Source organism: Robiginitalea marina, from assembly GCF_024006985.1.
Classification (GTDB): domain Bacteria; phylum Bacteroidota; class Bacteroidia; order Flavobacteriales; family Flavobacteriaceae; genus Robiginitalea; species Robiginitalea marina.
This window is the reverse complement of record NZ_JAMXIB010000020.1, coordinates 1-14,357: the sequence shown is the minus strand read 5'-3', so window position 1 is coordinate 14,357 and position 14,357 is coordinate 1. Positions and strand designations below refer to the sequence as shown.

Annotated in this window: 14 protein-coding genes; 4 read left to right on the top strand and 10 right to left on the bottom strand. The window is 54.1% G+C overall.

Annotated features, from left to right (window positions below):
* Window positions 1–879 (top strand): T9SS type A sorting domain-containing protein (locus NG653_RS14450; protein ID WP_252742433.1); only part of this gene is annotated, 879 nt, incomplete at its 5' end.
* A 78-nt stretch (window positions 880–957) separates the two neighbouring features.
* On the opposite strand, the gene NG653_RS14445 is transcribed toward NG653_RS14450, so the two are convergent.
* From NG653_RS14445 to NG653_RS14405, 9 genes are all read right to left on the bottom strand, one after another.
* Entirely contained in the window at window positions 958–1,605 is a 648-nt protein-coding gene (locus NG653_RS14445) for a hypothetical protein (protein WP_252742432.1), read from the bottom strand.
* 194 nt (window positions 1,606–1,799) lie between these two features.
* Window positions 1,800–2,438 (bottom strand): hypothetical protein, encoded by a 639-nt coding sequence (locus NG653_RS14440; protein ID WP_252742431.1) that lies wholly within the window; start codon window positions 2,436–2,438, stop codon window positions 1,800–1,802.
* 115 nt (window positions 2,439–2,553) lie between these two features.
* On the bottom strand, window positions 2,554–3,345 hold the full coding sequence (locus NG653_RS14435) for a hypothetical protein (protein WP_252742430.1): 792 nt from the start codon (window positions 3,343–3,345) through the stop codon (window positions 2,554–2,556).
* Between the two features lie 26 nt (window positions 3,346–3,371).
* Complete coding sequence (locus tag NG653_RS14430) at window positions 3,372–5,102, bottom strand: amidohydrolase (RefSeq protein WP_252742429.1); 1,731 nt, start codon at window positions 5,100–5,102, stop codon at window positions 3,372–3,374.
* Between the two features lie 27 nt (window positions 5,103–5,129).
* The gene (locus NG653_RS14425) at window positions 5,130–6,860 is read right to left on the bottom strand and encodes an amidohydrolase (protein ID WP_252742428.1); all 1,731 of its coding nucleotides are present in this window, start codon (window positions 6,858–6,860) and stop codon (window positions 5,130–5,132) included.
* Between the two features lie 192 nt (window positions 6,861–7,052).
* Complete coding sequence (locus NG653_RS14420) at window positions 7,053–7,715, bottom strand: YiaD family glycine zipper/OmpA-like lipoprotein (RefSeq protein ID WP_502206809.1); 663 nt, start codon at window positions 7,713–7,715, stop codon at window positions 7,053–7,055.
* A gap of 34 nt (window positions 7,716–7,749) precedes the next feature.
* Window positions 7,750–8,574, bottom strand: coding sequence for a tetratricopeptide repeat protein (locus NG653_RS14415; RefSeq protein ID WP_252742426.1), 825 nt, complete (start codon window positions 8,572–8,574; stop codon window positions 7,750–7,752).
* Window positions 8,575–8,625: 51 nt separating this feature from the next.
* Window positions 8,626–9,174: a hypothetical protein gene (locus NG653_RS14410; RefSeq protein ID WP_252742425.1), complete on the bottom strand. Its 549-nt coding sequence runs from the start codon at window positions 9,172–9,174 to the stop codon at window positions 8,626–8,628.
* Window positions 9,175–9,530: 356 nt separating this feature from the next.
* Window positions 9,531–10,670 (bottom strand): hypothetical protein, encoded by a 1,140-nt coding sequence (locus NG653_RS14405; RefSeq protein ID WP_252742424.1) that lies wholly within the window; start codon window positions 10,668–10,670, stop codon window positions 9,531–9,533.
* Between the two features lie 195 nt (window positions 10,671–10,865).
* Here NG653_RS14405 and NG653_RS14400 point away from each other — a divergent pair, with 195 nt between their 5' ends.
* On the top strand, window positions 10,866–11,876 hold the full coding sequence (locus NG653_RS14400) for a DUF481 domain-containing protein (protein WP_252742423.1): 1,011 nt from the start codon (window positions 10,866–10,868) through the stop codon (window positions 11,874–11,876).
* Between the two features lie 92 nt (window positions 11,877–11,968).
* Here the strand turns inward: NG653_RS14400 and NG653_RS14395 are convergent, their stop codons facing one another.
* Window positions 11,969–12,460, bottom strand: a complete 492-nt coding sequence (locus NG653_RS14395; protein ID WP_252742422.1) for a DUF305 domain-containing protein — start codon at window positions 12,458–12,460, stop codon at window positions 11,969–11,971.
* Between the two features lie 542 nt (window positions 12,461–13,002).
* Here NG653_RS14395 and NG653_RS14390 point away from each other — a divergent pair.
* Both NG653_RS14390 and NG653_RS14385 read left to right on the top strand, forming a co-directional pair.
* The gene (locus NG653_RS14390) at window positions 13,003–14,103 is read left to right on the top strand and encodes an acyloxyacyl hydrolase (RefSeq protein ID WP_252742421.1); all 1,101 of its coding nucleotides are present in this window, start codon (window positions 13,003–13,005) and stop codon (window positions 14,101–14,103) included.
* A gap of 48 nt (window positions 14,104–14,151) precedes the next feature.
* Window positions 14,152–14,357, top strand: a 206-nt coding sequence (locus NG653_RS14385) for a hypothetical protein (RefSeq protein WP_252742420.1), incomplete at its 3' end; no start/stop codon positions are given.

The following is a 14,357-nucleotide window of genomic DNA, read 5'->3' as shown; positions in this document are numbered from 1 at the left end:
CTGTGGAGCAATGGGGCTACGGGCGCTACGGCCACGGGCCTTTCAGCGGGTACCTACTCGGTAACGGTCACGGATGCCAACGGGTGCACGACCAGCTGTGAGGTGACCTTGGAAGAACCGGACCCGGTGGTACCAGGGGGGTGCGAAACCGCCTTTGCCCGATATTCGGCCGACAATACCTGCTTCCTCGAAGATGGGTTCAACCGCTGGGGCTGGACGAATTTCATCGATACGGAAGGGACCTATTCCATGGAGTTGTATTCAGCTGCCGGTCAGTGCCTGATACTGCCCAATGGAGGAGGATTCCAGTCGGGTGTGGTACAGGTGGCATACGCGAATGGTTCGGCGACGGTCTCAATAAACATGTTAGCCGGCTTCGTCCTTACCGATGTCCATTTGTATATTGGGGAAGAAAAGTACCCGGTTAACGGGCAGAACCCCACCGTGGCACCCGGCCAGTATCCCTATCAGGACGGGCAGGGCGGAAACCCGACCGTACCTGGTTCAGGAACCACGACATATACATTTCAACCGGTAGATGTTAGTGGATTTGACTCCGGGTTTTATGTGATCTTCCATGGGGTGGCCTGTGGCACACAAACGGCCAAATTCGCCACCCAGCAAACCCTGAAGGTAACCCCCTTCCCGACGGTATTCGAAGACGAAATCACCCTCGATATCCAGGTTGATGAATCCACAGAAGCAACCGTGGGCGTGTATGGCATGAATGGCATGAGGCTGAAGGCCGAACGGCACCAGTTGGGCCGGGGCCGTAACCAAATCCGAATGAATCTTTCCAGCCTGTCCGGGGCTATGTATATCCTTGAAGTTCAAACACCTGATGGTCAAAAGGTATTGAGCAAGATCATGGCCAGGTAGAATCCCCTGGGAGGGAAGAATAAAAAAATCCGTAGCCATGCCGGCTGCGGATTTTTTATGGATATCCATCAGGAGGGTTTACTCCCTGGAAATACTCTCCTTCATCAGGGCCGACACCAGTTCCCTGGCATACCCCTGAGTGGTTTTCCGAAGGTCTTTAGGGTCTTCCAGCTTAAAGCGACCGATCCACTGCAGGGTATTTCCCGTGTCGTTTCGCAGATCGTACAGGGCGCTTTCTAATTCGTACCGGGTACCTTCTATCGTAAGGCCGGGAGCCCAGTCAAAGGCAGGATAGTAGGTCCAGTAATACCCGAACTGGCCATAATTGTAGGCGTCTGTGGAAGGATATACCCCCGTGGGGATGACTTCCCTGTACTGCTCTGTATCGACCAGGTGGGTAATTACCACCCCGTCAAACCCCATGTTTAGAAGTTCCTGTTTGAGGGCTTCACTCTCCTCCCTGCTCAATTGTTTTTCCGCCGGCACATCAACGACCTTTTCTTTATGCCCTGCCACGGCATTGATCCCCTGCTGTTGAAGGGCAGCCGCCACGTCCTGCTCGAAGATGGAGCGGGCAATCTCGTTTTTGCCCCTGGCGTAGACCAGGATTTTGGAATAGTCCTTTTTCGCGTTACTTACATTTTTAGACTGCGTCATGTAGGAGGAACAACTCCCCAACAGAAGTAAATAGAGCAGGCTTGCCAGGGCACTGAAAAAAGTTCTCATAAGATAGGGTCTAAACGGGGGGCCAGAAAGCCGGCCCCATAAGGTTGATCCAAAAATAGGGTTTCCGGGAATGCCTTTCGGGGATATTGGAAAAAAATTGCCCCTTCACCGTTTCGGTTCGCAAATAAAGGGAACATTGCCTATGGGACAACCCGTAAAGCAGCGGGTATCCCTGACCCGGAAATAGCCAGGGATTACCGGGGGGCTATGCTTTCCTTTAAAAGGGCCTCAGTCAGTTCCCCGGCGTATTTTTCAGTGACTTTTTGAAGGTTTGAAGGGTCCTTTAATTCAAACATCCCCACCCATTGAAGGTTATCGTCCTGTCCGTTATCAAGGGCATAAAGGCAGCTCTCCAGTACGTATTTGGTCCCGGTAACCATGCGGTCGGGTTCCCAGGTTTGCACGGGGTAGTAGCTCGCATACCGGCCAAACCTGCCGTAGCGAACCGGGTAATATCCGGTATAGGTGTTTCCGGGGATTACGTCGGTATATTCGGAGGCATTTACAAGGTGGGTAATGATAGCCCCGTCAAAACCAGCCTGCATAAGTTTTTGGTTCAACTCCGAAGCCTGGCTGTCGGAAAGGGTCCCTTCCATCGGGATATCGATCCCGCTACTGTTCGATGAAATGGCGTTGACCCCCTGGGCAGCCAGGCCATTGACTACCTCCTGTTCAAATTGTGCCCGGGCCACCCGGCTTTTGGAAATGCCGATGACCACGATTTTATCATAGGCCCGTTTTTCCTGGCTGAAATTGCGGGAATTGGTGAGGTACGTGGTGGCGCAACTGGTGACCAGCATAGCGATTAATAAGAATATTGAATATTTTTTCATGGCACATATACGTTAAGGGGAATTCGGGGCCATGGTTTTTTCATCCGGCACTCAGTCGAAAAGGCCCCGGAAATTCCTCTTAAAGATACGATTTTTCGATCGTTCTGCCAGGGCATTATTTCGGGAACAGAAGGGTGAAAGCCGCCCGGAACCCCCAATCGGCTGCCCTGCCGTTCCCGTAGAAAAACCGTGGGCCAAAGGCCACCTGGGTAGCCTGGCTGCCGATGGTTACAACCTTTGAGCCTACAATGGCAAACATCCCGGAAGTGCTGTCAAAATCCCAGTTCTGGCTGATTTCCGTCACAGCCGTAAGGGCATATCCCCCAGGGTAATTTTTGGCCAGGAAGGGTTGGAAGAAGGTCTGGTTTACATCGGCCCGGTCATCGGCGCCAGCGATGGACCAGATGTGGTTTACCAGGGCACCGTAGGTGAAGGAACCGGCTTGTTTGAGGGCTACGGCCGTAGGCCCCACCCCGAATTTCTCCGTCCCAAGCAGGTCATTGGTGGCCGTGGGGATGAGCAGGACCGGCCCCGCCCCCCAGATCAGCCCGCCTGCCGTAGGGGCCTTGGGGGAGAAAAACCCGCTGACCACTGCATCGCTCAGGCCGGTCTGGTTGCCGCTATTCCCGAAAACGTCGTTTTGGGAGATCACGGGAAGGATCACCCTTCCGATCAGGTTCCAGTCCTCGCTGATGCTCATGGGGATTACCGGCTGCATATTCATCGTCCACCGGCTGCCATCGGCCGGGCCTATCCCGAAATCAAAATTATTCTGGAACGGCACGCTGATCAGGCTGGCGATGGGGTTCTGCAATTGTTTGGCCAGATCGTCAGCGGAGGTTCCATCCTGGGCCATTGCAAAAAAAGGCAGCAGGGAAAGTACAAGGAATAAACATGCTTTTTTCATGAGTGTTTTCTTTTGTGAGTGTTGTATTATTTTTTTATGAATACTGTTTCCCCTTCCTTGATGGTTTCCACCACCTGTATGTCCTTGATGGCATCGGGGTCCACTTTAAGCGGGTTTTTGTCCAGGATCACCAGGTCGGCGAGTTTGCCGGCTGCGATGCTGCCCTTGAGGTCCTCTTCCTGATACTGGTGGGCCACGTTGATGGTCATGGCCTGCAGGCCTTCATACGGGCTTACCCGCTGGTCTGCCCCGATCACTTCCCCACTGCGTGAAACCCGGTTTACCGCAGACCAGAGCATAAAAGGCTGGTCCAGGGGGGCCACCACAAAATCGGTATGGTTGGTGGGCTTTATCCCGAGGTCAATGGCATCCCGCATCGGGCTGAGGTATTCGGCCTGTTCCCGCCCCCGGTTTGCGATATGGGCATCGGAAAAATAATAGGTGTGCAGGGTGTAAAATGAAGGGGTGATTTTGTATTGGGCGTATTTGGGCAGGTGGTCTTTCCTGGTGAATTGCGCATGGATCAGGGTTACATTCCGGTCTTTGGAAGGATTTCCTGCTGCAGCGGCCTCATGGGCCTCCAGGAAGGCATCTACGGCAGCGTCCCCATTGGCGTGAAGGTTCAGGGGCACGCCCAGGTCATACACCTGTTTGACGAAGGTGTTGATCAGTTCCTGGGGAAAGGTCAGTTCCCCTTTCCAGTCCTGTTCCCCACCCGGGCCACCCGTGAGATACGGGGTGGTAAAAGCCGCCGTACGCCCCTGTGGAGACCCGTCGATGGTGATTTTCACCCCGCCGATCTTGAAATGGTCCCTGTACATACCCCATTGTTCCACGGGAAAGCGTTTGAGGATGGTGTCCAGGTCTGTGATAAAGGGGTAGGCCACCACATCAATCAGGTTGGCCCCGGCTTTTGTGGCGCGATCCATCAGCAACAGGTCCTGGATATGGGTGGCCCCTTCATGGGCAGTGGTAATCCCGTTTTCGGCATACATCCGGTGGGCCGCAGTAGTCCAGGCCACCTCCTGGTCCGAGGTCGGTTGCGGCAGGGACCCGAAAATAGGGAGGAATGCGGTTTCCATGATCAGCCCCCAGGGTTCCCTGGTTCCTGGCTTGCGGACAATGATCCCGCCCGGGGGGGTCTCGGTGTCCGCGCCGATGTTCCAGTGCTCCATGGCTTTCGAATTCAGCACGGCGCCGTGCATGGATACGTGCCCGACCAAAACGGGATTGTCGGGAAGGGCCTCGTCGAGGTCGTCCCGGTTTAGCAGGCGACCCCCCGGCATGACGGTATCGTCGTAGCCATAAGCCTGGATAAGGACGCCATCAGGGATGCTGTTTTCCGATTTGAAACGCTTCAGGGCCTCCAGGATGCTGGGCACATCCTTTCCTGGACCCGAGGGAGGGGGGTACAAATTCAGTTGGTTGGCCACGGAAAGCGAGCTGATGTAGTGGCTGTGGGCATCCAAAAAGCCCGGCAGCATGGTTTTTCCCTCCAGGTTCATCATTTTGTGCCCCGGGCCGGCCACTTCCATGGCTTCAGAAGAGGCCCCGGCAAATTCAATGTTGCCATCCCGAACCACTACGGCCTCCACATACTGGGGGGAATCCCCTTCCATGGTCAGGATATCTCCCCCGAAATACACGGTAGTCGGGGCTTTGTCTTTATCGGTGGGGGTATTCTCCTGCCTGCATCCCGCAACGAGGAAGAAAAAGGCAGCCAGGGCAAATGGTAAAATAAATCTTGTTTTGCGCATCGGTGATTTTATGGTTTTTAAATCGAATCAGTTCCTTTTGAAAACGGTTTCCCCTTCCTTGATGGTTTCCACCACCTGTATGTCCTTGATGGCATCGGTGTCCACTTTAAGCGGGTTTTTGTCCAGGATCACCAGGTCGGCGAGTTTGCCTGGAATCAGGCTCCCTTTCCGGTCCTCCTCAAAATGCTGATAAGCCGACCAGATGGTAATGGCCTTCAGGGCCTCGTACGGGCTAAGGCGTTCCCCTTCACCGATCAGGGCTCCAGACCTGGATATCCGTTGGACGGCTGTCCAGACCACCCGCATCAGGTTGGGCAGGGCCACTGGGGCGTCCGTGTGGATGGTTAGCTTCAGCCCCTTGTCCAGGGCGGTCCGGGTCGGGCTGATCCGGTTGCCCAGGGAGTCCCCGATGATTTGTTTATGCCAGTCCCCCCAATAAAAAGTATGGAGGGGGAAAAGGGAGGCCACCACATCGAGGTCTTTCAGGTCGTCCAGTTGGTCCTCCCTCACGTACTGCCCGTGGATCAGGGTATTGCGGCGGTCCCCCCTGCCATATTTTTCCACATTAGGGCGCAGGGTTCGGATCAGCTGGTCGATGGCGGCATCCCCGTTGCCATGGACCAGGATCTGCCAGTTGTTTTTAAAGCCTTTCTCAAAAATGGCCTGTACGGTGGAGTCGCCTGGGATGGCCGGGTACCCGGCGTAGTCCGGTCCCTGCCCGTCAGGCGGGATCAGGTAGGGTTGGGTGCGCCAGGCGGTACGGCCCTGTGGGGACCCGTCCAGGGTGACCTTCATGCCACCGATGCGGTAGTGGTCGGTGTAGTCCCGGCTGTCCCATTTGGAGCCCATATACTGGTCCACGAACATGTAGTCGATATAGCTGACCACGTCCAGTTTCAGCTGCCCGGCTTCCGCATTGGCGGCCAGCAGCTCGTGGTTCTGCATGGCCCGGCCCTCCTGTGCGGTGGTATAGCCAAAGGAAAGAGCCATGTCCTGCCCGGCATTAAAGAACCGGTCGGCCCCGGCCTGGTCTTTGGGCATCAGGGCCTGGAGCATGTAGGGGATGGCCGCCAACTCCTCCAGGACGCCATTTGGGGTTTTGCCATCTGCCTCCCTTCGGATAATCCCCCCTTCCGGGTCCGCGGTGTCTTCGGTTATGCCAAGGACCTCGAGGGCCTTGCTGTTTACCGAGACAAAATGGCCGGAAATATGGGTGATCATGATCGGGTATTCCGTACTCACCTGGTCCAGGTCGTGTCGGGTGGGGAAACGCTTCTCTTCAAGGACGGAATCGTCAAAGCCCGTTCCGAAGATCCAGCCGGTCAGGGCGCGGTTTTCGGGGGTGTTCCAGTCCTTAAGGAGCTGGATCAGGGTGGGGATGTCCTTGCAGGTGGCATCGGGCGGGGCCAGCAGCAGGGCCCCAACGGCCTGCAGGCCGAAATTCCCGAAGTGCGCATGCCCGTCGATGAATCCCGGTAGAAGGGTCTTTCCTTCCAGGTTGACCATTTTATGACCCGCACCCGCAACTTCCATGGCTTCTGCAGAGGCTCCGGCATATTCGATTTTTCCGTCTCGCACTACCAGGGCTTCCACATATTGCGGCTGGTCCCCCTCCATGGTGAGGATGTCGCCCCCGTAATACATCGTCGCCGGGCCTGTAACGGCCCCAGGGTCCTGCCTGCAGCTCCAAAAAATCAGGGTGAGTGCAACACCAAGGGTCAGCGCCAGGGAAGGGCCCTTTGCCATATTTGTTTTCATTTTCGTGTGTTTTTGAGGATATTTTTTCACAGGAAAGTTAAGATAACGCGCAACGCCTGCCAAGGGCAATGGAAAGATTTATGTGTCTCATGGACTTTTTGCCGCGCATACCAGGACTGCCAAACAAATAAGGGCCGTCCGCGCTCTATAGCGGACGGCCCTTTGAAAGCCTGTAAAATGGGATCGGCCCTCTTAAAGTTCGCCTTTTTTGGCTGCGTCCACCATTTCGTCATTGGCATAAATGGCCAGTTCCACCCGGCGGTTTTTGGCGCGGTTCGCCTCGTCGTTCGGGTATTTGGGCTGTGTTTCCCCGTACCATTTCGCAGTAAGCCTCGATCCGTCAACCCCCTGGGCGATCAGGTAGTCGCGTACGGCTTTGGCCCGCTTTTCGGAAAGGGCCATGTTATAGGCATCGGAACCGGTATCATCGGTGTGCCCTTCAATCAGGATGTTGGTGTCCTCATAGCTTTTGAATACGGAGGCCGCAGCATTGAGGTCTTTTTTGTAGCTCTCGCTGATCTCGGCCGAATTGATCTGAAAGGCCAGGCTCGCGTCAAAGGTCATATTGATCCCTTCGCCCACGCGGTTCACCTCGGCGGTGGGCACGGCCTGGGTCAGTTCGCGGGCCTGCTGGTCCATTTTCTTTCCGATCAGGTTCCCGGCAAGCCCTCCTACGGCAGCCCCGGCGAGGATTCCCCAGATGCTGCCCTTGGACACCGCGGCCCCGATCAGGGCACCTCCGGCCGCCCCGGCAGCAGTCCCTTTTTGTTGTTTGTTCATGTTTTGCATGGTCGAGCAACTGAATAACAGTCCCAGGACCAGAAGTAGCGATACGGATTTTTTCAGGGTATACATAGGGCTTGAATATTTAAGTGTTTTTTGAATCAGATTAATTGCATACAAGGGCTTTGAACATCTCCTTGTTCATGTCCTTCCAGCCCAGTTCAAAGGCTTTGGACAGGTCGCCGCAGATTGCGGATTTTTCGGCAGCGGTCATTTTCTCCCGAAGCTCCTGGGCTTTGGTGGTGCCGTATTTTTTATTCATCTGCCACAACCCGGCATTGACTTTGGACACATAGACCTCGGCGGAATTCGGATCCATCTGGGCTGCCCGGTTATAGGAGGCATAAGCGTTTTCATAATCGTCGCGGGTCAGGTACATATCCCCTTCCTGAAGGGTGTATTTAACGTTCCCCGGATCCAGCTCCCTTGCCTTGTCCAGATAGACCAGGGCTGAATCCATCTGCCCCATCTGCCGGTCGTAAAGGGCCGCCATCAGGGCGTAATTCGAGGCCCGCTGGGCAGTGTTCTGGTTGTTTTCGGTTAGTTCCATAACCTTTGCCAGTTCCTTTTGGGAGCCATCAACGTCGCCCAACTTATTCAGGGCGACGCCTTTTTGGAAGTGGCCTTCCAGGCTGCGGCCCTTGGTCACCTTTAAAGCAGCGTCGGCCTGGGCGATGGCTTCCTGGTGCATCCCCAACCCATTGTAGGCTTCTGCCATCCCTATGGCGGCCTGTTCTTTGGCATCTTTAGTCTTGCAGCCTTCCGCAAAGGCCTGGTAAAGGGAAATGGCATCCTGGTAGGAAGCGTTGGTAAGTGCGGCCTGGGCACTTGCAAGGGCTTCCCTGCATTTTTTGCCCATGGTAAAGGTCTGTGCCTGGCTGGCACTGGTCGATACCAGCACTACCAGGAAAAATAACAATCTGATTTTCATATGGATGGAATTCAATAGGTTGCGAATCGGTAGTTTATTTTGAGATTGTTTCTATAGTCCGTAGGCGACTCCGAACCCGAGGGTCCAGTTGTCATAGGCATCGATCTTTATGTCATAGTTAAGGTTCAGGAGGAGCTCAATCCGGCTTGAAACCCGCCAGAAGGGCTCCAGGCCAAACCGGACAAGGCCGAAAGTTTCCGAGCCGTCCGTTTCAAAACCTCCCCCCACCTGTACGGCAAGATGGTCGATCACCTTGTAGCTGGCGGCCCCGACCAAACTGACCGGATACTTCCGCTCCAGCAATTCCTCTCCGCCCTCCGCACCGTGGGCTTCCACTTCGAAGGTCTCCGTAATGATATCCCCATGCAAGCCCACTGCCCATCTTTCACTCAGGCTGTAGTTATAGGCCAACATCAGGGAAGGCCTGTTGATGCCGCGTATGCCGGCATTTTCAACCCCGTTAATAATATGGGTGTGGGAAAGCAGGGCACTAAAGCTGTGCTTGTGGTGTTCCCGGACACGCGCTCCGGGATGGGGGTCGTGCCTGTCCCCGACATGCTGTGCGCTGGTCGAAAAACAAAAGGATAAAAGGATTCCCATGAGTATAAAAATCCGAAGTCGCCCTGATCCCATTTTAAACAGATTTAAGATTGATTTCCTGATTGCGGCATACGATTCCACAGAAAAAATTGGTGGCGAATTCTCATGGCAACAAGCCCATCAAAGCGCAAGATATAAATTTAGTGTATTGTTTATAAAAGTATTGGCCTTTTGGAGAAACTGCTAAAAACAGGTTGCGGAGTTGTGAATAACCCATGATTCTTTGCAGCATTTTGATAGTGGCCGGGAAAGAACCCGACGGGGGAAAAAGCCCTGAGACCCTCCTGCCAGAAATTCGGAAGGCTGTTACTACCCAGAAAGAAGGCGTGCAGCATTATATTCCTGGTCTGATAGCCCTAAAGGGCCTCACGGATTTCAAGCCTCTCGGGCACATAGGGAAGCGGGAGTACCCGGAGCCATTCCTGCCTGAAGTTCGTAAGGACCACCCCTCCTTCGGGGGCCCCATTCCCGCGGACATAGATCAGGGCGACCAGCCCCCTGTCGAGGTCCACGGCATAATTCCCGAAAAGGACCCGGTCCCCGGTTTCCCGCTCCACACGGGCCTGTAATTCGGGGAGAAAAGGTTCAGCCCCTTCCACAAAACGGCGGGCCGAAAAATCATAGACGGCCGGCTGGGCAAAGAACAGGCTGGGTTGTTGGTAAACGAAGCGCGACAAGAACCGGTCCCCCGAAAATTGCGATTCAAAGAAGCCAGATTCCTGCAGCAGCAGGCCCGGTGCCGATCCAGTTCGGGTAAAATTACCCGAATCCGCATTGAAAACCTGATAGGAATCGTCGGAATTGAAAAGCCACAGCCGGGAGCCCTGGAAGGTGGCGGCCCGAAAACCCGGATCGAGGATCAGGGTTTCCCCCAGGGCCCCTGTGCGAAGGTCGGCCAGGACGATCTGTGGCCTTTCAGATCCTTCCTGCCAGTGGTACACCGCCAGGAGGTCGCCGGAAAGCGAAAAACTGACCGGGCCCGAAAGGCTCACTTCGGGGATCTCAACTTCCCGGCAGCTTCCCGTTGCCTTATCCAGGATGCGAAAGAAAAACCCCGGGGCGGGACCATTTCCGAACCCCTCCAGGGCCACGACAACGTAGGTTCCATTGCCGCTGATCCGGCGAATCCCGCGCACTCCTGCCGCCTCCCCTGCGAGGTTGCAGATATTCTCAGCGGTATATACCGTGCCCGAATCCAGGTCCTTGAAGTATACCCGGGTCTGTTGCTCAAACCAGGAGTAGAAGGCAATGGAATTCGAAGATATCTGCCGCCTGGAAAACAACAGGGGGGCCAGGCCCAATTCCTCGCTCAGGCTCACGATCAGGGGAGCGCCCGCCCCCGTCTCGAAATCGATTTGCACTTCCTCGTCTCCCGTATTCAAAAAGGCGGAAAATTGGACCTGGGGCACTACGGGGGCTTCCTCTTCCCGGGGGTTATCAGAGCAGCCGGCCATAAAGACCATGAGATTTGCCAGTATAATTACTTTTCGCAGCATCCCTTCGATTTGGAATAAAGATAGGAACATTGCAGGAGAAATTTGGGGAATGTTCCGGTAGGAAGAAATCCTTTCTTTTCGCATCAACGTTTCGCGGGGCCGGTGAAATGGCTTAAATTTGAACCTATGCATTCCTGCCCGCAGGAGTTGGTCTGCAGATAAACCCAGCCATGGTCCTTTGTGGGCCACCAGACGATGAATAGAACCCTCGCCCTGACCTTCCTGCTACTTCCCCTTCTGGCTTTCGCCCGGAATGACACCCTTTGGCTGGATAACGGGAATGTGCTTTATGGGGAAATCAAAGGCCTTTCTTCCGGGATCCTCACTATGGAAACCCCATACAGCGACAAAGATTTTGCCATTGAATACCATAAGGTGGAACGGATGTTCGTTGAAGCAACATGCCTGATCATTCTTACCGGGGGCAGGCGGATGAACGGTTTTTTGCGGTCTGAAGCAAGTGGCCAGGTTACCATCAGTTCTACCGAAGGTGCTCCAGAGGTTTTTCCCCTGAAAGAGATAACCTCCTTCCAGACCATTGAAAAAAGGGTCTGGGACCGGTTTTATGGGAACCTCGACATTGGATTTAACCTTGCCAAAGCCAACAACAACCGACAGTTGAATGTCAATGGGGGGGTGCATTACCGGGGGTTTCGATGGTTTTCCGATTTTGATGTCTCCTCCCTTACCGCCAATCGCGATGACGTGGAGCAAACAGAACGCACCAACATGAACCTCGGGATCACCCGTATGCTGACGGAGAAATGGTATATCATGGGTACCGGGTCGTTCCTCTCCAATACCGAACAAAACTTGCAGGGACGCTGGGGCGGGCGAATCGGCGGCGGAAGGTACCTCGCAAATACCTCGAAACTGATGTTCGGGATTACGGCGGGTTTTAACTACAACATTGAGAGCTATCAGGATGAAAACCTTAACAAGGAATCCATGGAATTGTACCTGAGTACCAATTTAAACATGTTCGATTTCAAGGACTTCAGCCTGAACACCCGGTTGGATCTCTATCCCAGCCTGTCGGAAAGGGGCCGGGTCCGATCTGATTTCCAATTGGATGTAAAATATGACCTGCCCTATGACTTCTATGTGTCGACCGGGTTCCAGTACAACTACGACAACCAGGTAGTGGAGGGCGGCAGCCCATTCGATTATGTTTTCACGACGGGCTTTGGGTGGAAGTTTGATTAAGGGCCTTTCCAGTTATTTAGGGAACACTGGGCGGGTCACTTTTGTTATGGAACCTGGCGATGTGGAAGACTTAAAGGGTATATCCCCTTATCCTATTCATCCGACTGCAATCGTTCAATAAGCGCTTTCATTGCTTCGATTTCCCTTTCCTGGGCCCTGATGATTTCATCGGCCAGCTTCCTTACTTCCGGGTCTTTCAGATCTGCCCTTTTACTGGTGAGAATGGCAATGGAGTGGTGCGGGATCATCCCCTTCATATACAAAACATCTCCAATGGGGGTTTGGGTCCGTACCAGGCCAAGGGCGCCGGCAAAGAGGAAGACGCTGCCCAGAACAATGGCGATATTTTTCTTTGCATTCCTGTACATGTTCAACATAAATAGCAGCATGATCACGGCCATGGTGGAAATTCCCAAACACGCCATATAAAAACGGGTGAGGCTGAAATAAACGTGGTCGGCCTGGTAGGAATTAAAATACATGGTGGTGTACATGGCTATGAATGATCCCAGGAGCATCAGAATGAATTTGGTGTAGGGTTGGGCACCGGTTTTGGCTTGATCCATCTCGTACTTGTTTTCCATTTTTATGGTTTTAGGTTGCTCTGATTTTTTACTTTTCGCGCCTGCTGAAGCAATAGCCAACGCAAGTGCGGATCGGCCATGGCCGGGAGGAACGCTTTCGCGGGGCCACTGTTTTGCCGGAAGTGAGCTCCTTTCGGAAAGGAGGATGGCGGTAGGGAGATTCCGCCCTAAGTTGGTGTTGTTTAAAGATAGCGATTTTTTATTTGCCAGCCTGTTGGGCCGGGGCGCGACGGTTTGCCAATTGAGCCGATGAATCTACCGCAGCCGCAGACCGCCAGCCGATAAAAAGGACTGGCGGACCTTTTTAGAGAGGGGCCCGCTGGCTTTTGAATCTTTAACAAGGCCGCCGGGCCCAACAAGCCCCGGAGGCGGTTTTTACAGCAACCTCTGCCTTCAAGTTTTTTTTGGCGAATTTGCATTTCCCACCTTCCTGCCCAACAAAGGGGGAGTACCCCGAAGACATTACAAAATCTGTTTAATTTTTTGGACAACGGGTCGTAACTTAGGCGGGTCCCTTGCCGGATTGCTGTGATTGATCCCTTATGGTTTCACGAGGCCTCGAGATAATTGTGCTTGTGGCGGTTTTCCTGGCCGCCACTACGTTTGGTTTTTCCCAACAGGCAGTACCCGAACGCGCTTTGGTACGGTCGGTGGGAGCAAAGTTTCACGTAGGATCTGTCCTGATCCACAGCAGGGAATTAAGGCCCATTGAGGATTCATATCCCCTGGGCCTCGAATTGGATTTTGCCTGGCACAAAATCTCCCAGAGGGCCTGGGAGTCCTGTATGTGCTATCCGAGAATGGGGATTGCCCTCACGTATTGGGATTATGACAACCCGGACGTGCTGGGGCAGGGGGTTACGGGGCTTTTCTATATAGAGCCGTTTTTTAACACCCGGGGCCGGGTAAACTATTCTGTTCGCATGGGGTTTGGGCTTTCGTACCAGAATTCCCCTTACGACCCCGTTGAAAACCCCGATAACCTTAGCTACAGTACTTATCTGGCCTTTCCATTGCAGTTGGGGGGCAGTGTTCACTACCGGCTTGCCCCGCGCTGGATGCTCGATGGGATGCTGGTTTATAACCACTTTTCCAACGGGGGCGTCCGCAAACCCAACAAGGGAATAAACTGGCCTTCAATCGGGCTTGGGTTTTCCTATTATTTGGAAGACTTTGAATTCAAACAGCGGGCCGAGGTCGACTGGAGGAAGAACGGGCCACCCCAGAAAAGGCTTGATGTCACCATGTTTTTGTCTTATGAGGAACCCCGTGAAAACCTCTTTGTGTTCTCTCCCGGACTGGAGGTGAAATGGAGCAGGCAGTTTGCCCGCCTCAATGCCTATACGCTGGGAGGGGAGTTCATGTATGACAACGGGACCGGCTTTGTGCTGGACCAGGAAGGGGATAGCACGACCCCCCTGAAAGCAGGACTTGCCGCCGGCCACGAATTCCTGCTGGGCAAGTTCCTGTTCAGCCAGCAGTTCGGGGCCTATCTGTATAACCCGAACCCGGAACACCCGGATTTCTACCAGCGATATGGCCTGGTATACCGCATAAATAAAAGGTTCAGTGCGGGAATAAGCCTGAAGGCCCATGGGCATGTGGCCAATTTCCTGGATGCCAGGGTGGGGGTTACGTTGTGACCTTGCGCGCTGGCCTTCGAATCCTGGAGGCGAAACGAAAAAAGCCACGTGATAGATTACCTCCCCGCCTTCGGCGCTTCGGTGATCCCTGAAGATCCCGTCCTGCAAACCCAAACCCTGCCCTGGCGCAGCCAGGGCGGTTTCGTGTTTCCTGTCCACGCATTCGAGCAAGCTCGATGCGTTCCCAGGAACACCACCCTCCCCAGCAAGGCAATCCATTTTTCAATTGGACAGTTGCGCCTTCTGAAACCGGG